The sequence below is a fragment of the Dickeya sp. CFBP 2040 genome, from assembly GCF_012273755.1.
Lineage (GTDB): Bacteria > Pseudomonadota > Gammaproteobacteria > Enterobacterales > Enterobacteriaceae > Dickeya > Dickeya poaceiphila.
Map to the genome: position 1 here is coordinate 152178 of NZ_JAAVXH010000074.1, position 21341 is coordinate 173518.

Annotated in this window: 19 protein-coding genes and 1 pseudogene; 12 read left to right on the forward strand and 8 right to left on the reverse strand. The window is 54.4% G+C overall.

Annotation, left to right across the window (positions count from 1 at the left end; genetic code table 11):
• The first annotated feature begins 47 nt into the window (after window positions 1–47).
• The 3 genes from vfmH to Dpoa2040_RS10045 are packed head-to-tail and all read left to right on the forward strand — an operon-like array spanning window position 48 to window position 3460.
• Window positions 48–1454, forward strand: coding sequence for a two-component system response regulator VfmH (vfmH, locus tag Dpoa2040_RS10035; RefSeq protein ID WP_042873532.1), 1407 nt, complete (start codon window positions 48–50; stop codon window positions 1452–1454).
• Complete coding sequence (locus Dpoa2040_RS10040; protein WP_168641153.1) at window positions 1447–2766, forward strand: PAS domain-containing sensor histidine kinase; 1320 nt, start codon at window positions 1447–1449, stop codon at window positions 2764–2766. Before vfmH ends, Dpoa2040_RS10040 begins: the two co-directional genes overlap by 8 nt.
• Window positions 2735–3460, forward strand: a complete 726-nt coding sequence (locus Dpoa2040_RS10045; RefSeq protein WP_371810630.1) for a 4'-phosphopantetheinyl transferase superfamily protein — start codon at window positions 2735–2737, stop codon at window positions 3458–3460. The genes Dpoa2040_RS10040 and Dpoa2040_RS10045 overlap by 32 nt, the downstream gene beginning before the upstream one ends.
• A 117-nt stretch (window positions 3461–3577) precedes the next feature.
• Here the strand turns inward: Dpoa2040_RS10045 and Dpoa2040_RS18470 are convergent, their stop codons facing one another.
• The 4 genes from Dpoa2040_RS18470 to Dpoa2040_RS18375 form a co-directional block, all read right to left on the reverse strand.
• Window positions 3578–3700: a hypothetical protein gene (locus tag Dpoa2040_RS18470; protein WP_256376379.1), complete on the reverse strand. Its 123-nt coding sequence runs from the start codon at window positions 3698–3700 to the stop codon at window positions 3578–3580.
• Window positions 3701–4094: 394 nt separating this feature from the next.
• Window positions 4095–4952, reverse strand: coding sequence for a hypothetical protein (locus tag Dpoa2040_RS10050; RefSeq protein ID WP_371810631.1), 858 nt, complete (start codon window positions 4950–4952; stop codon window positions 4095–4097).
• A 754-nt stretch (window positions 4953–5706) separates the two neighbouring features.
• Window positions 5707–6840 carry an acyl-CoA dehydrogenase gene (locus Dpoa2040_RS10055; RefSeq protein ID WP_168641155.1) on the reverse strand — a complete coding sequence of 378 codons (1134 nt, stop codon included), beginning with the start codon at window positions 6838–6840 and terminating at the stop codon, window positions 5707–5709.
• The gene (locus tag Dpoa2040_RS18375) at window positions 6837–7067 is read right to left on the reverse strand and encodes a hypothetical protein (RefSeq protein WP_246867279.1); all 231 of its coding nucleotides are present in this window, start codon (window positions 7065–7067) and stop codon (window positions 6837–6839) included. Before Dpoa2040_RS18375 ends, Dpoa2040_RS10055 begins: the two co-directional genes overlap by 4 nt.
• A gap of 939 nt (window positions 7068–8006) precedes the next feature.
• On the opposite strand from Dpoa2040_RS18375, the gene Dpoa2040_RS10065 reads away from it, so the two are divergent.
• Entirely contained in the window at window positions 8007–8759 is a 753-nt protein-coding gene (locus Dpoa2040_RS10065; RefSeq protein WP_168641156.1) for a LuxR family transcriptional regulator, read from the forward strand.
• Here Dpoa2040_RS10065 and Dpoa2040_RS10070 read toward each other — a convergent pair.
• Window positions 8725–9363: an acyl-homoserine-lactone synthase gene (locus Dpoa2040_RS10070; RefSeq protein ID WP_042874125.1), complete on the reverse strand. Its 639-nt coding sequence runs from the start codon at window positions 9361–9363 to the stop codon at window positions 8725–8727. The genes Dpoa2040_RS10065 and Dpoa2040_RS10070 overlap by 35 nt on opposite strands.
• Before the next feature lie 510 nt (window positions 9364–9873).
• Here Dpoa2040_RS10070 and Dpoa2040_RS10075 point away from each other — a divergent pair.
• A complete protein-coding gene (locus Dpoa2040_RS10075) occupies window positions 9874–10119 on the forward strand; it encodes a YdgH/BhsA/McbA-like domain containing protein (protein ID WP_042873519.1) in 246 nt (81 codons plus the stop codon).
• 384 nt (window positions 10120–10503) lie between these two features.
• On the opposite strand, the gene Dpoa2040_RS10080 is transcribed toward Dpoa2040_RS10075, so the two are convergent.
• From Dpoa2040_RS10080 to Dpoa2040_RS10090, 3 genes are all read right to left on the reverse strand, one after another.
• On the reverse strand, window positions 10504–11367 hold the full coding sequence (locus Dpoa2040_RS10080) for a YicC/YloC family endoribonuclease (RefSeq protein WP_168641157.1): 864 nt from the start codon (window positions 11365–11367) through the stop codon (window positions 10504–10506).
• A 139-nt stretch (window positions 11368–11506) separates the two neighbouring features.
• Window positions 11507–12415, reverse strand: a complete 909-nt coding sequence (locus Dpoa2040_RS10085) for a LysR family transcriptional regulator (protein WP_042873518.1) — start codon at window positions 12413–12415, stop codon at window positions 11507–11509.
• A 128-nt stretch (window positions 12416–12543) separates the two neighbouring features.
• Window positions 12544–13626: a dipeptidase gene (locus Dpoa2040_RS10090; RefSeq protein WP_042873516.1), complete on the reverse strand. Its 1083-nt coding sequence runs from the start codon at window positions 13624–13626 to the stop codon at window positions 12544–12546.
• Window positions 13627–13826: 200 nt separating this feature from the next.
• On the opposite strand from Dpoa2040_RS10090, the gene Dpoa2040_RS10095 reads away from it, so the two are divergent.
• The 7 genes and pseudogenes from Dpoa2040_RS10095 to Dpoa2040_RS10125 all read left to right on the forward strand — a co-directional run bounded on the left by Dpoa2040_RS10095 (window position 13827) and on the right by Dpoa2040_RS10125 (window position 21177).
• Window positions 13827–15422: an ABC transporter substrate-binding protein gene (locus Dpoa2040_RS10095; RefSeq protein WP_168641158.1), complete on the forward strand. Its 1596-nt coding sequence runs from the start codon at window positions 13827–13829 to the stop codon at window positions 15420–15422.
• Window positions 15422–16432, forward strand: a pseudogene (locus tag Dpoa2040_RS10100) (ABC transporter permease). The gene Dpoa2040_RS10095 and the pseudogene Dpoa2040_RS10100 overlap by 1 nt, the downstream one beginning before the upstream one ends.
• Window positions 16429–17331: a nickel transporter permease gene (gene nikC / locus Dpoa2040_RS10105; protein ID WP_168641159.1), complete on the forward strand. Its 903-nt coding sequence runs from the start codon at window positions 16429–16431 to the stop codon at window positions 17329–17331. Before Dpoa2040_RS10100 ends, nikC begins: the two are co-directional and overlap by 4 nt.
• Window positions 17332–18162, forward strand: coding sequence for an ABC transporter ATP-binding protein (locus Dpoa2040_RS10110; protein ID WP_168641160.1), 831 nt, complete (start codon window positions 17332–17334; stop codon window positions 18160–18162).
• Window positions 18163–18190: 28 nt separating this feature from the next.
• On the forward strand, window positions 18191–18931 hold the full coding sequence (locus Dpoa2040_RS10115; protein ID WP_042873507.1) for an ABC transporter ATP-binding protein: 741 nt from the start codon (window positions 18191–18193) through the stop codon (window positions 18929–18931).
• Window positions 18928–20439 (forward strand): serine hydrolase, encoded by a 1512-nt coding sequence (locus tag Dpoa2040_RS10120; protein ID WP_168641161.1) that lies wholly within the window; start codon window positions 18928–18930, stop codon window positions 20437–20439. The genes Dpoa2040_RS10115 and Dpoa2040_RS10120 overlap by 4 nt, the downstream gene beginning before the upstream one ends.
• A gap of 267 nt (window positions 20440–20706) precedes the next feature.
• Window positions 20707–21177 carry a hypothetical protein gene (locus Dpoa2040_RS10125; protein ID WP_168641162.1) on the forward strand — a complete coding sequence of 157 codons (471 nt, stop codon included), beginning with the start codon at window positions 20707–20709 and terminating at the stop codon, window positions 21175–21177.
• Window positions 21178–21341 lie beyond the last annotated feature (164 nt).

The window sequence follows — 21341 nt, forward strand, 5'->3', positions numbered from 1 at the left end:
GCCCGTCAGTGTGAATTTCAGTATGAACCCGCGTGATAAGGATCTATATGGCGGATAAGCAACATATTCTCATTGTTGATGATGACGCACATATTCTAGCCAGCTTGCAGATGCTACTTTCCATGGAAGGTTATCAGGTCACACTCTGTTCCACAGTTGAGCAAGTGCCCGTTCAGTTATCTCAGCATGATTTTGATTTGATTCTGATGGATATGAACTATCAGCGTGATACCACGTCTGGCCAGGAGGGCCTGTTATTGCTCGAAGAGATTAAGCGATACGACGAGTACCTGCCGGTCGTGGCGATGACTGGCTGGGGAAGCGTTGATATTGCGGTAAGCACCATGCGTGCGGGTGCGGTGGATTTTATCCAGAAGCCCTGGGACAACGAGCGGTTGCTGAATGTGATTCGCCAGCAAATCTCCTTTAGCCTGAGCCAACGTTCCGGCAAGCGGTTGAAAGAAGAAAACAAGCTGTTAAAGCTGGAGCTGGAAGACAATTTTAACGGCGAGTGGGTCGTGGAATCCGTGCCGATGAAACAGTTGATGCGGGTGGTGGAACAGGTGGCCGCTACCGAAACCAACATCCTGATTTTGGGTGAGAATGGTACCGGTAAAAGTCTGCTTGCCAGGGTTATTCATCAGCTTTCTTCACGCCGTGACGAGAACATGGTGTCGGTGAACATGGGATGCATCAACGAAAACCTGTTTGAAAGCGAGATGTTCGGTCATGTGAAAGGCGCGTTTACCGATGCCCGCGAAAGCCGGGTTGGACGTTTCGAACTGGCAGACAAAGGGACGCTGTTTCTGGACGAGATCGGCAACTTGCCGCTGAGTCAGCAAAGTAAGTTGTTGCGTATTCTGGAGGAACGGTGCTTTGAGCGGGTGGGGTCGTCTCGCACCTTGAAAACCAACTGCCGCATTATTGCCGCCACCAATGCCGAATTAGCCGTCAGAGTAGCCGAAGGAACATTTCGTCAGGATCTCTATTATCGTCTTAACACCATTGAATTACGCGTGCCGTCACTGGCCGAGCGGCAGCAGGATATCATGCCGCTGGCGCTAAATTTCATTGATCGGTATGCCAGAAAATACAACAAGTCGGCACCGGGACTCAGTCCATCCGGGCAGGCCGCGCTATATGGCTACCATTGGCCGGGAAATATCCGCGAACTGAGCCATTTACTGGAACGAGCGGTACTGCTTTGCCGATCCTCACGGTTGGACAGTGACGATATTTTTCCGTCATTGCCAGGCGCAACTGCGCCGCAAAAAACGGTGAAAACCGAGCCGGAACTGGATTGTGATGCGACGCTGGCCGATATTGAAGAACGTCTGCTGTGTCAGCGTATGGTGAAATTTGAGGGGAATGCCATCAAGGCGGCCCATTCGCTGGGTCTGAGCCGTAGTGCGTTTTACCGACGACTGGAAAAATACAAAATTAACCATGAGTAAACTCGACTTCTCCTTTGAACCTCCTCACCTGTTGTCATTCAATGTTGCAGCGGTTGCGGGGTTGCTGGGGTATTTCCTGCTATGGCTGTTTCCCGATCAGTCGGTATATCTGAAAATACTGACGGTATTCATTATTTTCCTGTGTCTGATCTACAGCAGTTTTACGTTTTCCGAGCGCCTTAATGCCAAGAGCCACGTTGTGTCGAACTTACTGGAAGCACTGGAGCAGGAAAATTTCAGCCTGCGCGGTGTAACCAAGGGTAAAAGCGCGTTTGATAACCTTATCCGACAGATTAACCAGCTTTCCAGCGCGATGGCGCGTAGCCGTCAGCAACAAAAAGAAACCTACTATGTGCTGCACAAGGTGATCTCCAATATCAGCATCAGCGTGTTTGCGCTGGACGCTGAGCGTCGTGTCATTTGGTGCAACGAAGCGGCGGCAGCCCTGGTCAACAAACCGTTGTCGTTGGTGGTGGGGCAGCCGGCGGCAGAGTTTGGACTGGAGGGGCTACTGCAGCAATCGTCTGGTGCTGAGCCGATTGACTGGCGTTTCCCCAGTACGCGAGGCATGTTCCAGATTCGTCACGATTCTTTTATTGAGGATGGTCGGCAAAATCATCTGCTCTTTATCAGTGACGTGAGCAAACTGCTGCGTAATGAAGAGCAGAAAACCTGGCAGAACCTGCTGCGGGTGATCAGCCATGAAATCAACAATTCGTTGACGCCGATTGCGTCCATCAGTCAGACGTTGTTGCAGGTGTTCCGTAAGGATAATCAACACCCGTCCGCGCCAGACCTGGCCAACGGCATGGAGATCATCAACAATCGTGCCCGTGAACTGATCACCTTTGTGGGCAGTTACCGCCAATTGAATCGTTTGCCGCCAGCCAATAAACAGCCATGCGATATTGCTGGGCTGATGATGCAAATGGCGATGCTGTTTCCTCAGCGTAAACTGGTCTTTTTGGGTGAGTCACCACAACTGGTGATGGTCGATGCGAATCAAATGCAGCAGATGTTTATCAACCTGCTGAAAAACGCCGATGAAGCGATGGGGACAGAACCCGGTGAGATCGTACTGCGCTGGAAAGTGATCGCCCAACAACTACATATTGAGATTATTGATCAGGGTAAAGGGGTGGCGAATATCGAAAACCTGTTCGTGCCGTTTTATACCACTAAAACCCATGGTAGCGGCATTGGCCTGATCCTGTGTCGGCAAATCGTCGAAGGGCATGATGGACACCTGACGCTGGAGAATCGTAAGGATGCAGAAGGCTGTGTCGTTAATATCTTCCTGCCGTTGGGATGACCTGACCGCGAGAACATGGCGGTACCCCCACTGCATTGTGGTGCCGCGTGCGCAACGGGCACACCCGATGATAGTCGCGCAGGCTCATCAAGCCTGTGGTCTCGCGTTGGATGCACCATTGACGCCGCGTCAGTTGGCGCAAGGTATGTTGCGTATCCTGCTGGCACCACTGTGCCAGCAGGATGCCAGTACACTGAGTTTTTCCCGTAACCCACATGGCAAACCGTTTTTGCCACAACATCCGGCAATTCAGTTCAATCTTTCTCACACTCATGGTGCCTTCGCGTTTGTTTTTGCGCGTCATAACCCGGTGGGCGTGGATGTGGAAAGTTGCCAGGGACAGGTAGACCGTAAGCGGTCGGTGGCCAGACGTTTCTTTCACCATGAAGAAATTCGCTGGCTGGACTCGCTTGATGATGCACTATTTCTGCCGGCATTCATCCGTTTGTGGAGCCGCAAAGAAGCGTATATCAAAGCGTTGGGATTAGGGTTACACAAATCACTGTCGTCATTTAGCTGCCTGACAGACAGCCAGGGCGCAATCCAGGTGGCGGATTCCGGAGAGGTTATCGATTGTTGCCTCGGTGAGGAGTGGATGCCAGGGGAGCCATCCGTCGCGCTGAGTTATTGCCTGCTTCCTGTTGAATCGGCCATGCCAGATACCTGGCGCCTGCTGGTGCTGGATGATATGTAGAGATAGGAACGACAGGCGGCAAGCGTTGTCCCTGAGGGAGGATGACCAGCTTATCCAGAACATCCTGTCTGGCGCTGGTCTCCACGCGATATCCATTACTGCAAACCAAAGTTACACTCAGGCCACGGCTGACATCCAGTTGTCGTAAAGGAGGGCACATCCACACTGTGCCGACTTGCTGGCAAACAGGCCACCATCAATGGTAGCTGTACCGGCACGGAACAAATGCAACGCTTTCATTCCTCTCTCCTTTTTCCGTTGCTATCCTTGCTATGCAAGCCTGACATCCCATGTCAGGAGGGAAAACCCGCGGCCAGCCAATCCTTGTCTGGCCGATACCCACCCGAATATTCGTCCATGGCTTCGGGCGGTGCGGGGGAGTTACATCCTTGTCTCTTACGTCGGCAAGCCGACGAAAGCTTTCCCTGATTGCTATTATGCATAGCGGAATTATCGATTGTTGTCTGAAATTGAGAATAGCTCTGATAAATACGGCTAAATAATGTGGTCAGACCGATGCGCCTGCATAGCTGGTGGCAACTGCCACATCCAGGCATCCAGCCTGGAGGACAACATAACGTGAGATTTGCCGGATTACGTGGCAGGTCGCGCCGCTGGCACCAACAGCAACGGACTATTCCAGCCCCTGCAGTGCGACAGCGCTGAGCATGTCCTGATAATGAACCAACAGCAGATAATCGCAGCCTGACTGATAATTCTCTGCCAGCGCCACAAAGGGTGCAGCGCATACCAGATGTGGATTGGTGGTGATACCGGCGATTGATGACGGCAGCGATGTTAGCAACAGCGGTTCTGCCACTATGTGTAAGCGGTCTTGTCGCAGGGCAAAGCGCTGGCATAATTCGGTTACAGATTGCATTAACATATTGGCGGCAGTGTGAGGGCGACGGCAGAACCCCTGATAGCGTAGCGGTCGCTCATGACAGCAGACGGAAAACAGACAGGCGTTGTTTTCGGGGGCGATGGACTCAAGCAGCGAGGATGGATACGGCAGGCTGCTTTGGTCGGCAATCAACAATAACGAATCGTGGTTGTCTTCCTGCTGGCAATTAGCAATGCTGGAGAGTGCGAACAAGGCGGCGTCCGGTCCGCGATCACGAATAGTCAACGCCAGGCAGGCCGGTAGCCTGAGCGTCTCAATCACGTAGTTGATCACCGAACTGCCAAGGTGCAGGTCCGGCGTCCAGTGCGCCATCAGTACGCTATCAATATGCGACAGATCATTTCCGGCCTGATAAACGGGCAGCAACTGGCCGATCATGTTGATGAACGATGTCAGGTCACTCGTCTGACTACTGCATTGCAGGTTGACCAGCCTTTCATGCCAGTCAAGCCCGTTTCTGGCAAAGAAGCGAGAGGCGTAGCTGTGCCAGTAGTATTCCTGCGCAGGGCTTATCGCTTGCCGCGGCATACTGGCGGACGACGTAAAGCTGCGATGCAGTATCGACCTTGGGTCAAGATACGTGGGCACAAACGCCTCCCTTGGCGGTGTAGCATCGCAAACGGTTCATCAGGTGAATATGTGTGGTGCCGTCCATGCATTCAAACGCCAGAGCATCCAATTTTTTTAATACATTACTCAACGTAAGAGTCTTCATTGATCTGTCCTGTTAGTTGAATCGCAAAGCATACCATTAGCGCGATAACTACGTACCTTATCGGGAATCACCGTTGTGTATTGCCCGATATTGCAACTGTGTATTGCACTTTGTTCGAATTTCAATCAGTAGCGATGAGTATTGCCTCTGCGCGACACTGACCAGCAATGCGGTATCGCCTTTGGGCAACTGTTGTTGCTGCTGTAACGGGTGAAAACTGATGAATGGAGCGATGCTAACGCCGTGACCGGGCACGGGATATTTTCCAAAGAAATTTTTCCCGTAGAAAATTCATTAACCGCGCCAAACGATACGATGAAGAGTGGTTAACGTTATGCGGGGCGATCAAGTCAATCTGAACAATGGGGGGTGCCGGTTTTGTTCAATGCCGACTGTAGGTGATGTAAGGCACCTGAGCGCTCTGGCAAGGTACAGGGCAGATCACTCTCAGTCAGTATCAGCCCTTGCGCCTTGAACCCCAAAATGGTGATGGATAAACCTGGTGCGGCATACAACAAGCTTTGCTGTAACAGAGTGCGGAACGCGAGTAGTACGCGTTGCTACCGTCAGGCTACCCGTTTCCTGCGCTAGCGGGCGGTTGGCAGGGCTAAAACCGGGTCAGCCTGGTTACTCACACCGATAACCATGGTTAATCAGATGGATAAAGGTGGTGCCTTCGGTGTATTCAAAGGCTTTCACGTCGCGCCAGGCTTTCGCCAGGCGAGGATATTCGCCCAGTGCGGCGGGGGGCGCATGATGAATGACAGTCATTACGGCCTGCTCAGCCACCCTGGTGGCGGTGATTTTGACCAGCCCGGCTTCGCGTCCGCTGGTTTCCCCTTGTTCAAAACGCTCACAGATCGTGCGAACTTGCGCCATGGCTGCCTGCAACTGCCGTCTGGCTTTTAGTAGCCAGGCGGCGCGTGGCGTGCTCCAACGTTGCTGCAAGGCGAGATTGAGCGCGGAACGAGCGATGCCAAGTGCAATCGCACCGACACAAGGGCGCAGTGAATCGAAGGTCACCATGGCGGAACGGGCAAAGCGCTCGGTTGGTTTCAGATGTTGCCCAAGTAGCGCACTGTCCGGCACGAACAGATCCCGAAAGGTTAAATGCGATACGTTACAGCCCGGTACGCCGCTGATTGGGATTCGCTCGGCGAATACGCCATCCTGATGACGTGGTGAAAAGATGAAGACATTGATGCCGAGCGGGCCGGCGGCGGTGCGGGCAAACACGACCCCTGTGTCGGCAATGACGCCATTGCCTATCAGATATTTCTCGCCGTTGATCAACCAGCCGCCATCCACTTTGGTGGCGCTGGTCTTTATTTTCTGTGCATCGCTGCCCACTTCCGGCTCGGTCATGGCAAAAGCACTCCAGGTCAGCTCGCGGCTAAACTGCGAGAAGAACGCATCGCGCTGTTCCTGGTTGCCCATGTTATCCACCACCAGCGCCGCCATACCGGGGCCGGGGGCGGCGAACAGCAGATTAGGATCGATGTAGCCTAATGATTCATAGACTTCGCACCGCAGAGTCAAGGGCAATGTCCGTAGGGCAATGCCTTGATGCTCCAGCCAGCAGGTTGGCTGGTAATCGGCTGGCACACCCAGTGTATTCAGCATTGGCGATAGTGAATAGTGCGCGGTGAGGCGCGCTTTCTCCGGGGCGATATCGATTTGTCCGCCAATATGGCGCCCCTCAGGTAAGGTGTCTTCAATCAGACGTTTTAGGGGTGCGATGAAAAGGGCGTAATCATTCACGTAGTTGCTCCTTGTGCGATCAGACTGATGCTGCCGGACACGCTCTCCATAATGCCCGCCTCCGGTTTGTACAGATGACTGGCCTGCGGCCCGTGCGGATAGGCATAAAACGGGCGCATAAGCGCCAGCCAGCCTTCAGCGCGTAACAGTTGGTATTTCTTTTGGAAATAACCTGCTTCAAAGCAGATAGGGTACGGCAGGCAATCCTTGCGTTCTTTGTCCCGCATCCCGCTTCCGGCATTGGCTCCACCCGTTCTATCTGCATATCGTGATAGGTGGTGCTCCTGAAGGTGACGTAAATCGGCTGAGCGGTGACGGTCTTGCAATGTACCGTGATATGAGGGAAAAAGGTCGCCATCGCGGCGATAGTGGTGCCACTATCCTTGGCGATGTATCCGATATGGCTGAATTTCATGGCTTTTATCCCGTCAATGCCGTTTATATCAGACTACCGACAGCAGATGTTTTTTTTTATGTCTGGTTGCAGGTCGTACAGCTATTTTGGTGAAGTGTTACGCTTCCCCCTTATGTGTATTTTTTACAGGAGTATGAACAGCGTTTTATTCGGGCGTTTTGTTTGACATTGCGGCCCGTTGATGCGGCAGGACAAGTGCTGTTAGAGCAGCGGCAAAGAACGCATAATTTATTCTAATAGCTGTATTATCGAGGTTTTTGCCTGGAGGTTGCTGTGGGTGGCATTGATGGGCGCAGACGTGGAACAATCACGGGAAGGAAAAAATGACCTCCCTCTCACCTGCGATCCGAAGAGAGCAGGAGGGAGGAAGAGCCAACAATACAAGCTTATAAAATACAATGTTATAAGTCCGCCATACTCCAGATTGCAGATAAGTTGTTCGCCTGCACTTACCCCCGGTACTGGCTCAACGCCAGCTGTTGGAGATTCACTCGGTTGCCGACTGACTGCAATTTGAATTATTTTGGATATATATTAATAAACTAACTGATATTTCCCTGGTGTTCGCCAATTTGGCTTTCTGATCTTTAAAATGGATCAGAGGTTTTTATTTTTGTGCTTAATGTTATTTACTGCAAATGTTAAGGAGTTTGCATCGGGAAAGATAGTTAGACTAAGGTATAGGTTGATACTATACTTTCATGCCGTTACGGTCAGCCTGGGCTGTCACACGCGACTTTGGGAGAGTTGGATGTCTATATCATTCTCTAACGTTGACTTCATCAATAGCACAATACAGAGTTATCTTAACCGAAAGTTAAAACACTATGGCGACTTCAAGTATGCTTATTTGATCATGAACAAGAAGAAGCCGACAGATGTCGTAATTATTTCCAATTATCCACCAGAATGGGTTGAAATTTACAGAAGTAATAATTATCAACATATCGATCCAGTTATCCTGACAGCGATTAATAAGATTTCCCCTTTTTCCTGGGATGATGATCTGGTTATCAGTTCTAAATTGAAATTTTCCAGAATATTCAATTTATCCAAAGAATACGACATTGTTAATGGTTATACATTCGTGCTGCATGATCCGGGTAACAATTTGGCGACGCTGTCTTTCATGGTTGAGGAGTATCGTAGTAGCGAGTTGGAAGAGATTGTTCAAAATAATAAAGATAAGCTGCAAATGTTGCTGATCTCGGCCCATGAAAAGCTCACCTCCCTTTATCGGGAGATGAGCCGAAACAGAAATAATAATAAGTCGCAAGAAGCCGATCTTTTCTCACTGCGAGAAAATGAGATTCTCTACTGGGCGAGCATGGGAAAAACGTATCAGGAAATTGCATTGATTCTTGGCATTACCACCAGTACAGTAAAATTTCATATCGGCAATGTTGTAAAAAAACTGGGCGTGCTGAATGCCAAACATGCTATCCGACTTGGTGTCGAAATGAACCTGATCAAGCCAGTGGAATCAGCAAAGGCAAAGTCTTGAGCTGGTCAGATTCGGCCTTTGTCATTTGTGTTATGCGTTCAATCAGTGCGTGCCTGCTTTCATCATCAGTTGGCAGGTGCAGCAGATAAATTCTCTCCTGTTTTTCCGATAGCCCTTGTTGGATTATGGAGATACGCCAGCCTGATCGTTTTAACAACGTCAACATAGGGTGGCTGACAATGGTAAGAATTCCGTCGTAACGATATTTTCTGGCGTAATTGATCATGGAAAGGAACAATGCCAGACACGCTGGGTTACGGGTGCCAATCAAATTTCTTACCCGGTCACGATCAACAAAGAAACGACTAGATTCAATATAATTTCCTTCGGGGATTTTGAGATTGTCGAAATAAGAAAAAAATGTACCCGTAATCATATTCGGATATTTTATTTCTATAAATCTGACACTACAAATAATTTTCCCTTCTTTAACACCTAAAAGATAAGTGGTGTGTTCATTATCGTACTCGTCAAATTCCATTCCGTTAATACAGTTGACGTTCCAGTCAAGACGATCCTTAAATGTTTCTTTGCGTAGTGTAAATACCTCATCCAGCTTGTTATTTGACATTACGCTAAAATCTACATCGAATATTTCTAACATTTTTCCCCCTGTCATCAACGTCATGAACGTCATGTTTTTTGCGCAGAAACTTACCTGATGGGGATATATGTTAACGTTTTTGCTGCTTACTTTTCCAGCGTGATTACTTGCGTTTATTTAAGGGAAATTGATGTTCATTAGTTGACATATTATTTCCTTTTATACCCTGAATAATTCAGGGGCCACAGCCCCGGCGTGTTCTGGATTTTTCGGGATAGTTAATCAGTAGTAAAAGTAATGCTTATTAGAAATTATTAACACTGTTACCATTTCGGCGAGGCCGTATGCTGTGAGTCCTGGTTTCCATCATGCTTATTCAGCTAATTATTTCGCAGGGCTTAAACTATACCTGGTGGAAGTAATTTACTGAATAAGTTGTGTTTTTATATTCATGTCATAGAAATGTGATATGTATCGCACTTTTTGTTAAGTTGGAGATAGTTACCATAGTGATAATTGACTTGTCACTTACAAATGCCCAACGAAGAACATGCAAAAAAGGAAACTATCATGAACATGAAAACTGTATTTACTGCCATCGCACTGAGCACTCTGTCTGTCGGCGCTTTTGCTGCAACGGAAATCCAGTACCCGCAGGGTCAGGAAATCGGCAGTGTCTCTGCCAGCGCCAACACGCTCGACAGCCTGCAAGCGAAACTGGCCGCTAAAGCCGATGCTGCTGGTGCCAAATCCTTCCAGATCACGTCTGTTCAGGGTGACGATACTCTGCACGGCAACGCGGTTCTGTATAAATAATGTGAGCTGAGGTTGGGACCCGTACCCCTCTATCCCATCCTCAATTATCACGAGTCACTCCCTCCCTGTGTTTATTCTTATGTTGTTGTTAACCGGGCTTCGGCCTGGTTTTTTATTAGTGTGCTGCGCACCATGCCTGGCGTGCCAATAAAAACGCCCTGAAAGCAGGGCGTTGTTGCTCACGTCGAGTCTGTTTATTGAGTTGGTGGCTCTATGCCGCGTGGGTACTGGATTCTTGTTAATGCGTTTTTTCTACAGGCACACCCAAGTGTACACTCTAATCATGCGCTTTGTTGCTTCCTGATGATAGCCCGTGATAACCAAAAAACCCGCTATGCGGCGGGCTTATTGGTTTTTTGATGGTGGGTGATGCGTTGTGAGGTGTTACTCAATATTCTGAATCTGCTCGCGCATCTGCTCAATCAGTACTTTCAGTTCGATGGCGGAGGTGGTGACGTCGGCGTTGATGGATTTGGAACCCAGCGTGTTCGATTCGCGGTTGAATTCCTGCATCATAAAGTCCAGGCGTCGGCCAACGGCTTCCTGCTTATTGAGGATTTTGTAGGTTTCCCGCACGTGGGCTTCCAGCCGGTCAAGTTCTTCGGCCACGTCGATGCGTTGCGCCATTAGCACCAGTTCCTGTTCCAGCCGGTTGCCGTCGAGTTGTACCTGTGCTTCTTCCAGCTTGCTTTGCAGTTTTTCTCGCTGCCATTGCAGAATGTTCGGCATGTGGGCGCGGACTTTGGCGACTTCGGCGCTGACGCCTACCAGACGCTGTTCAATCAGCGCTTTGAGCGCGTTGCCTTCGCTTTCGCGCGCGAGGATGAAGTCGTCTAGTGCGGCTTCCAGCGCCTTCATCAGCTCTGCGCTGATGGCATCCAGATCCTGCTCCTGTGCCGACATCACCCCCGGCCAGCGCAGGATGTCGAGCGGGTTTACCTCGCCTTCGTCGCTTTGCAGTTTCACCCAGTTCGCCGCCGCCACCAGCTGTTTGGCCAGTGGCTCGTTGAGGATCAGTTGCCCCTGTGCGCGCGGGTCCAGCTCAAAACGCAGGCCGCATTCGATTTTGCCGCGGGTCAGGCGGTTACGGATGCGTTCGCGGATTACCGGCTCCAGGCTGCGAAACTGTTCGGGTAAACGGATGTAGGTTTCCAGATAACGCTGGTTTACGGAGCGCAGCTCCCAGGCGGCGCTGCCCCAGTCACCCTTGATTTCTCGCCGGGCGTAAGCGGTCATGCTACGAATCATCGGTGCATACCTGTTTAAGAAGTGATGGAGTAATTATAAGGGGGCGTTACCAAAAGCGACAGCGCTAACGGGCTGACAACTCAAGGCGTGCGGCCAGACTACGCCAGACTACGCCGTGGCCGCACGCCCGACGCGGCGGTTAGGCGGCGTCCAGCAGCGGCTGGCACTGGCTGGCAAGTTCACGGCACTTGCTTTTCAGCACCTGCTTGAGTTGCAGAATTTCGCGGGATTGCGGGATATCGCGGCGGCTTATCAGCATCACCTCGAACGGCAACGGCTGGCTGATGGGCACGATTTTGAGCTGGTCGGCATAACGGCGAGCGGTGAACAGGTCAACAATGCCGGTGCCTCCGCCTGCCAGCACCATATCGGCGATCACCGAATAGGTTTTGATGTACAGCGACGCCGCCGGTTTAAGGCGGCGATCATGCAGCGCGCGGTGTACCACCTGGCCCAGCGGGTCCTGCTGCTGCATCATCAGCAGGTTGTTGTGGCACAACCATTCCAGCGATACCGGCCCTTGCTGCGGGCTGTCTTTCGGCAGAATCGCCACCATGCGTGACTGGCACAGCGGCTCGGCCAGTAAATCCGGCGGCACCTGCTGGCCAAACACCAGCGCCAGGTCGAGCTGGTGCTGCTGAATGTTCTGGCACAGGGTGCTGAAGTGTTCGGTTACCAGCTCGATGTTCATGAGAGGCACCTGCTGCTGAAACTCCACCATCGCCGGAGCAACAATCATCTGGCCGAAGGCGTGCGCCGCACCCAGCCGCATGGTTTCACACTGGCCTTTGCGAATGTTCTCGGTCAGGCGGGAAATTGCCTGCAACTGGCTGTAAAGCTGTGCTATCTCCGGCATCAGCCGCTGGCCTTCCACCGTGGGGACTAATCCCTGTGAACGGCGTTCGAACAGGGCAAACCCCAGTTGCTGCTCGGCATGATTCAACACCCGGCTGACATTGGGCTGTGAAACGTTGAGTAGCCGTGCTGCGCCGCTGATGGTGCCGGCCTGAACAATCGCCTGAAAGACTTCGATGTGGCGTAAGCGCATAACCTGAGTCCCATTGTGTGATGTGTTCCGGACCGGCCCGATGGGGCGCGATCCAACGTATAACCAAGCAAGAACTACGCCATTTTTCTGAAAAACGTGGTCGGATAGCGTCAGGTTGTGTCTGCTGACTATTCGCCCCAGGTGGTTTCCAAAACCCGCAACCAGTTGCCGTAACAGATTTTCTCCAACAGAGTGCGTGAATAGCCCCGATCAGCCAGCGCCTGCACCAAAATGGGGAATCCGGCCACATCCTTCAGGTCGCTGGGGATGGTGGTGCCATCCAGATCGGAACCGAAGCCGACGCCATCTTCGCCCAGTTTTTCCAGCAGATACTCCACGTGACGGACGATCTCCTGCACCGTGGCGGACGGGTCTTTGCGGCCATCAGCGCGCAGGAAGGCGGTGCCAAAATTGACGCCGACAAAGCCGCTGCGTTCGCGGATCGCCGCCAGTTGGTTGTCGGTCAGATTGCGCGACTGGGCGCACAATGCATGAGCGTTGGAATGACTGGCTACCAGCGGCGCGTCGGAAACCGCCGCCGTTTGCCAGAAGCCTTTTTCATCCATGTGGGAGAGGTCCACCAGAATGCGTTTGGCGTTGCAGGCGCGTACCAGCCGCAGCCCGGCGTCGGTCAGGCCGTCGCCGGTGTCCGGCGAAGACGGAAAACGGAACGGCACGCCCTGACCGAAGATATTCGGTCGGCTCCACAGCGGCCCCAGGCTGCGCAGCCCGGCGGCGTAAAGAATATCCAGCAGGTCCAGTTCGGCATCCAGCATCTCGGCGCCTTCGATGTGCATCACCGCGGCTACCACGCCCTGTGCCATGCAGTGGCGGATCTCCGCCACACTGCGGCAGATGCGCAGTTGCCCGGCGGACTGCGCTTCGAGGCGCAGCAATGTGGTGAGCATCCAGAAACTGATGTCACGCGCCTGCGCCATCGACGGAGTCGTTAATGAATCGTTACCGTTTGGTATGGATGTTGCATCACCGTTGGCAGAGGGAACATAGGTGGCGAACAGGCCACCAGCGAATCCGCCCTGCCGGAGCCGGGGCAGGTCAATGTGACCTTGCGACGGCCCGTTCAGAAAGGCATCGGTCGGATTATCGCGATGAAGCCGCCACAGGCGTGACAGCACGTCGTTGTGACCATCAAAGACAGGGAGTGCGGCGTGTTGCTCAAGCGGCTTGTCTGACACAGGCGAATCTGACATGGATGAAGTACCAATACTGGATTGAAAGAAAATGATTTTCTGAGATGGAACCTGATGTGCGCCCTGTTGGTGCAGATCATTCCGGCGGAGAAATTTTGTTCACCGCGTCATCATTTAAGCCAGCGCCCGCGATGTCTGTCAAGCCGCAGAAAGAAAAAACATCTTTTATTATATTTTAAAATCAAACACTTGGGGGGTTAATGGTCACCAGAAGACGTTTTCTTGCCGGTTGTGCCAGCGTGCCTTTGCTGTCCTGGCTTAATTTGAACACCGCGTTTGCCGATACGCCGCCGTCCATGCTGGTGATGGCGATGCAGCTTGATAACATGACCAGTCTTGACCCGCAGGAAGGGTTCGAGGCGGTGGGTACTGAGATTATCGGTAATCTGTACCAGCGTCTGGTGATGCCGAATCCGGCCAACCCGCAAGAGGTGATTGGCGATCTGGCCGTCAGTTGGGAGGTTGGCAACGACAGCAAGACCTTCACTTTCCATCTTAATTCGAAAGCCAAATTTGCCGACGGCTCGCCGGTGACCGCTGCCGATGCCGCCTTTTCGTTGCAACGCGCGGTGAAGCTGGATAAAAGCCCGGCGTTCATCATCAACCAGTTCGGCTTTACCAAAGACAATGTCGAGCAGCACATTACCGCACCAGATGACAGCACGCTGGTGATAAACCTCGACAAACCGGCGGCGGAAACCTTCCTGCTGTATTGCCTGTCGGCCCCGGTGGGCAGCATTGTGCAGAAAAAGACCGCGCTGGCTAATCAGCAAAACGACGATTTGGGTAACCAATGGCTGAAGCAGAACAGCGCCGGTTCCGGCCCGTTCTCACTGGTGAGCTGGAAGGCCAGCGAAAGCATCATTTTGCAGAAAAACGATCACTTCCCGGCGAACAATGCCTTCAAACGTGTGCTGATTAAACACATTGTTGACCCGTCCGCCCAGTTGCTGATGCTGCAAAAAGGGGACGTGGATATCGCTCGTAACCTGACCACCGAACAGATTCGCCCGCTGGTGAACGACAGCAATTACCATCTGGTGCGCCAGAGCATCGCCAGCGTGATGCTGTTGTCCTGCAATACCGCCAACGAATTCCTGAAAAAGCCGCAGGTGTGGCAGGCCATCAAATGGGCGCTGGACTACGACAGCATCCAGAAAAACATTCTGCCGCTGACGCACAAAGTCCATCAGAGCTTCCTGCCGGGCGGCTTCCCGGCGGCGCTGGACGATACCCCGTTCCATCTGGATGTCGCCAAAGCTAAAGCGTTGCTTAAGGATGCCGGTTATCCGGATGGTTTCGACATCACGCTGGATCACTACTCTGCCCAGCCGTACCCGGATATCGCACAGGCGATCCAGACCCAGTTGGGTGCTATCGGCATTCGGGTGAAGCTGATCGCAGCGGAAAACCGTCAGGTGCTGACCAAAATGCGCGCCCGCCAGCAGCAACTGGCGCTGACGGCGTGGGGTGCCGATTATTTTGACCCGAACTCCAACGCCGAAGCGTTTTGCATCAACACCGACAACAGTGAGGGTGCCCGTAACCGTACGCTGGCGTGGCGTTGCAACTGGTCGGATGAAAAATTCAACCAGTTGACCGAACAGGCGCTGCATGAGCAGGACCCGGCCAAACGCATCGCGCTGTACGAAACCCTGCAACGCAACCACCGCGAGCAGAGTCCGTTCACACTGATGATGCAGGATGAAAAAACGCTGGCCTGCCGCAAGAACCTCAGCGGCGTCACCATGACGGTCTTGAGCAAGGTGCCCTACCAGCAGGTGAAGAAAGCCTGATGCAGATACTGACTCGTTTTTGCAGTACGCTCGGCAGCCTGCTGTTGACTCTGTTGGGGTTATCGGTACTGACCTTCTTTATTGGCCGGATTATGCCGACCGACCCGGTGCTGGCCGCCGTTGGGGACAATGCCCCGCAGGCGGTGGTGGAGCGGGTGCGTCAGGAAATGGGGCTGGATCAGCCCCTGTGGGTACAATACGGTCACTACCTGAACCAACTGCTACACGGCGATTTAGGTCGATCGGTCCTGACCGCTAACCCGGTGACCACCGATATTGCTCGCTATTTCCCTGCCACGCTGGAGCTGGCGACGGCGGCGATCATTGTCGCGGCGCTGGTCGGCATTCCGCTTGGGGTGTGGGCGGCGGTGCGGCAGGGGCGCTGGGTCGATCAGGTGATTCGCGTCATCTGTCTGGCGGGTCATTCGTTGCCGGTGTTTGTGCTGGCGTTACTCAGCCTGCTGATTTTCTATGCGGTGCTGGGTATCGCGCCGGGGCCGGGGCGGCAGGACATCATTTTTCAGGACATAGTGCCGCACGTCACCGGGCTGCTGACGGTGGATTCACTGCTGGCAGGCGACTATGACGCGCTGCGTGATGCGCTGGCGCACATGGTGTAGCCGGTGCTGATTCTGGCGTATTTCAGCATGGCCTACATTACCCGCATGACCCGTACTTTCATGCTGAATGCGCTTAGCGGCGAGTTCGTGATCACCGCCCGTGCTAAAGGGTTATCGTCTCGCCGGGTGGTCTGGCGGCACGCGTTCCCTACGGTGGCGGTACAGCTGGTTACCGTACTGGCGTTGACCTACGCCGGGCTGCTGGAAGGCGCGGTGGTGACAGAAAACGTCTTCTCCTGGCCGGGGTTGGGCCAGTACCTCACCACCGCATTGCTCAACGCAGATATGAACCCGGTGATCGGCGCCACCTTGCTGGTGGGGGCGGTCTATGTACTGCTGAACCTGCTGGCTGACATTCTCTATCGACTTTTGGATCCCCGCGTAACATGAGTTTTTTTGTCTCACGAGCCTGGTTGCTCGACGAAACGCCCGCCACACGCCGTCAGGCAGTGTGGGGGCAGCGTTACCGCCTGTGGCTGGGGTTTCGCACCAATCCGCTGGCGATGTTCGGGTTGATTATTATCGCCACCGTCATGCTGTTGTCGCTGGCGGCGCCCTGGCTGACGCCGTACGACCCCGGTTTTCAGAATCTGTCTAACCGGCTGGCCACGCCGTCTGCGGCGCACTGGCTGGGCACCGATGAACTGGGGCGTGATGTGTTCAGCCGTATTGTCTACGGTGGGCGCACCACGCTGGGCATGGTGATCGCAGTGGTGGCGCTGACCGCGCCCATTGGCCTGCTGGTGGGCTGTATCGCCGGTTATGCCGGTGGGTGGCTGGATAAAATCCTGATGCGACTGACCGATATCTTTCTGGCGTTTCCGCGGCTGGTGCTGGCGCTGGCGTTTGTGGCGGCGCTGAAACCGGGGGTGGAAAGTGCCATTCTGGCGATTGCGCTCACCGCCTGGCCGCCGTATGCACGGCTGGCGCGAGCGGAAACGCTGCAATTGCGTCATACCGATTTTATCGCTGCCTGCCGCCTGACGGGTGCTGCGCCGCTGCGCATCATTTTGCGCCACATCATGCCGCTGTGCGTGCCGAGCCTGATTGTGCGGGTGACGCTGGACATGAGTTCGATCATCATCACCGCCGCCAGCCTGGGTTTTCTCGGTATGGGGGCACAGCCGCCGTCACCGGAGTGGGGCACGATGATCGCCACCGCGCGTCGTTTCCTGTTTAACGCCTGGTGGGTGCCGCTGGTGCCCTGCATCGCCATATTCCTTACTTCGCTGGCCTTCAACTTTCTCGGTGATGGCCTGCGTGATGTGCTGGACCCGAAGGAGCGCTAAATGCTGGTGGAAATAGAGAACCTTCGTATTGCATTCGCCAACCGGACGGAAACGGTTGAGGCGGTGCGCGGCGTCAGCTTCAGCGTCGGCAAAGAGAAGTTTGCCATCGTCGGCGAAAGCGGTTCCGGCAAATCGCTGACGGCCCGTAGCCTGATGCAACTGCTGCCGGGAAACGCCCATATGCAGGCCGACAAGCTGAGTTTTGACGGCATCGATCTGCGCGGTGCCAGCGAGAAAACGCTGCGCCAGATCCGTGGCAAGCGGGTCGGTTTTATCCTGCAAGACCCGAAGTATTCGCTGAACCCGGTGATGACCATCGGCCAGCAGGTGGCGGAAGCCTGGCGCGAGCACAAAGGCGGCAGCCGCCGTGCGGCGATGGACGCCGCCATCGACCTGCTCAATCAGGTGCGTATTCGTGACCCGCAGCGGGTAGCGAAATCTTATCCGCATGAGGTATCGGGCGGTATGGGGCAACGGGTGATGATCGCCATGATGCTGGCGCCGGACCCGGAACTGCTGATTGCCGATGAACCCACCTCGGCGTTGGACGCCACCGTGCAGGCGGAGATCCTGTGTTTGATCGACTATCTGGTGTCGCAACGCGGTATGGGGCTTATTCTGATCAGTCACGATCTGCCGCTGGTGTCGCACTTTTGTGATCGGGTCGCGGTAATGTACGCCGGGCGGATCGTCGAAGTACTCAGAGCTAGCGAACTGTTACAGGCACAGCATCCGTATACACAGGGGTTGCTGGCGTGCCTGCCGTCGTTGAAACATCCGCGAGCCAGGTTGCCGGTGTTGCAGCGCGATCCCGCCTGGCGGAACGCATAATGGGTGGCACAAATGATAGGTGGCGCTAATGATTAACGTAGAAAACCTGTGCATCGCTTTCGGTAGCCTTAAGGTGGTGAAAGGGGTGTCTTTCGCGCTGGAGAACGGCGACAGCTTCGGCATGGTGGGCGAAAGCGGTTCCGGCAAGTCCACTATTTTGCGGGCGCTGGCCGGGTTGAATACCCAGTGGCAGGGCCGCATCGAATTTGGCGGCATGGCACAGTCAGCGCGGCGGGATCGCCGCTTTTTCCGTCAGGTACAGATGGTGTTTCAGGACCCGTACGGATCGCTGCATCCGCGCCAGACCATTGACCGTATTTTGCATGAGCCGCTGCTGGTGCACCGCTTCGATCACGCCGAACGACGTATTACTCAGGCGCTGGACGAAGTGGGCTTGCCCGCTGCGGCACGTTTCCGCTTTCCCCACCAGCTCTCCGGCGGCCAGCGCCAGCGGGTGGCGATTGCCCGTGCGCTGATCGCCGAACCGGAAGTACTGCTGCTGGATGAACCGACCTCGGCGCTGGATGTGTCGGTGCAGGCGGAAATCCTCAACCTGCTGACAGACCTGCGTCTGGCGCGCAGGCTGACTTATATCATGGTCAGCCACAATCTGGCGGTGGTGGCCCATTTGTGCCAGCGCGTCGGTGTGATGCAGCAGGGTGAGATGGTGGAACAGCTCAGCGTGGAAGACTTGCGGGCGCGCAACCTGCATCATCCCCACACCGCAGAACTGTACGATTTAAGCATGACGCTGGAGGAACCGGCATGACGTTACACTGGCAGCGTGCCATTGATGAAGCGCGAGCGATTACGCAATCCTGGCATCAACCCGGCGAGCCGGGCGGCGCGATAACGCTGTTTGACGGCGAGCAGATTCGTGCCGCCAGCTGCGGTGGGCTGGCGGATCTGGCGCAGAACACCCCGTTTACCACCCAGAGCGTGGTACGTTTCGCCTCGGTCACCAAGCACCTGTTTGCCTCACTGGTGACGGGGGCGGCCAGTCAGGCGCTGGCGCTGACTGACCGTCTCGACCAACATCTGCCGCAACTGACTGGTGAAAACGGTCAGGTGACGGTCGGGCAGGCGCTGGACATGACCTCCGGCCTGCCGGATGTGCGCGAAAGCCTGTCGCTGCTGGGGTTATCGGTGTACAACGCCACCTCGGCTGACAGCCTGCTGGCGTTTCTGGCGGAGAACGGTGCGCTGAACTACCCGGCAGGCCGCGAGATCTCCTACACCAACACCGGCTACCGGCTGGTGGAAGAGGCGCTGAAAGCCAGGGGAATTTATTTTGCCGACCTGCTGCGCCGGCACATCAACCAGCCGTTGGGGATTGCCCTCAGTGCGCCGGAAACCTGGTTTGATATCGTGCCCGGACTGGTGCCGGGCTACTGGCGAGCGCCGCAGGGCTGGCAGTTATCCTGCGCCGGGCTGCATCTGTCCACCTCCGGTTGTGTCACCGGCAGCGTGCACGATCTGACCGTCTGGCTGCAAGCGCTGCTGATGAATCAGGGTCCGGGCGAAGGGGTGCTGGCGCGATTGTCCCAGCCGCGTTGCCTGAGCGATGGTCGCGTCACCGGTTACGGGTTGGGCGTGGCGCACAGCCGCATCGGCTCGGCACAACTGGTAGGGCACGGCGGCTCTCACGCCGGTTACAAGAGTTATTTCCTGCTCGACCCGGTATCACAGGCGGGGGTAGCGCTGGTCGCTAACCGCGAAGATGTCGCCACCTACGACAGCGTGCTGCGGGTGATGTCGGCGCTGCTGGGCCAGCCGTTGCCCACGCGCGGCCACAGCCTGACGCCGGGGCTGTACGTGGCGGAGCAGGGCGGGCACTGGCTGGAGGTGAAAGGGCCGGGTGCCTGTTGGCTGGGGGCGACCGAAACCCTGTATCATGGCGAGGAACCGGGCGTGGCGGTGTCGCTGTCCAGCCATCTGCCGATGACGCTGCGCCAGCATGGTATAGCGATAGCCGGAGAAATCGGCCACGCGCCGTGCCGCTTTCTGCCGGTGGAAGCCGATAACAGCGTGGCACAACTGCAAGGCCGCTGGCACTGGCCGGATACCCGCAGCGAACTGGTGATTGACGGCAATCGCATCGTGATGGGTCCTGGTCCGGCAGCGATCACCGGCTTGTTGCAACCGCTCGGTAATGGCCGCGCGCTTGCCACGGTGCAGGATGGCCCGTGGGAAAAACGTGTCTCGTTGTTGATACAAGACGGCTACCTGACGCTGTTACTGAATCGCAGCCGGGTGGTGCGGTATCAGCGCGGGTGAAGGTGCTGCCGTGCTCACCGTGGTGATTAATGAAACCGCTAATACATAAAAAACACTAAAGTTTCCGGTGTTCTGGTCGTTAACATTGTCAGTGATTTACTGTTGCTGATTTAAAGGGACTTTGCGTAATACGGGGTCTGTTTCATGGAGGACGTCGGTTGCAAAGTGGCCGGGAAAGGATTTACAGCCTGTGCTGTAGACCGGGCAGAGCGCCGCGTTAACGCCGCTCTGCGACAAAGACAATGTCAACACATGGAAACTATTAATATGTTAAGCAAAACAAAAATTCTGGGAACGGTGATTGCCGCAGCAATGATGTTTACGGCGCAAGCCGCCTATGCTGGGCCAGTCGTCAATATTACGTTTAAGAATTTAAGTAATGAAATCGCGACCTATAAACCGCTCACCAACAATGAGATCAGCACGGATGCGATTGCCAGTCCGAAACCTTTGGTTCAAGTAAAAGCTCAAGATTCCAATAGCTATCGAGTACAGAATACACTTAGCCCGGATGTTAATGCGGCAGTGGTGCGCTACACCATCGGCAGAAAAACCTGCGTTTTCAGCACCACCTTTGTCAACACCGTCATCCCCGGTGGGTTGTTCACCGGCACCATCGCCAAGGTTCCGAAGTGGACCAAAAATGCCGAAGCCAGCGATGGCGCGGTATGTAACGCCACCATTACGTCACAGAACCTCTCCACCTATGCGTGGAGCGTTGAGTTCACAATGAAGTAACCCTTGCGGTGGTTGCCTTGCTCCTGAGCACGAGTATGACGGAGTGGGGCAACCCCTGTTCTCTGGCGAACAGGGGGCGTTATGCCAAACCTTGCAACCGATATATGGTATTAACAGGAGCAGATTATGGCCACTATCAATACCCTGAATTCCGTTTCTGCGGC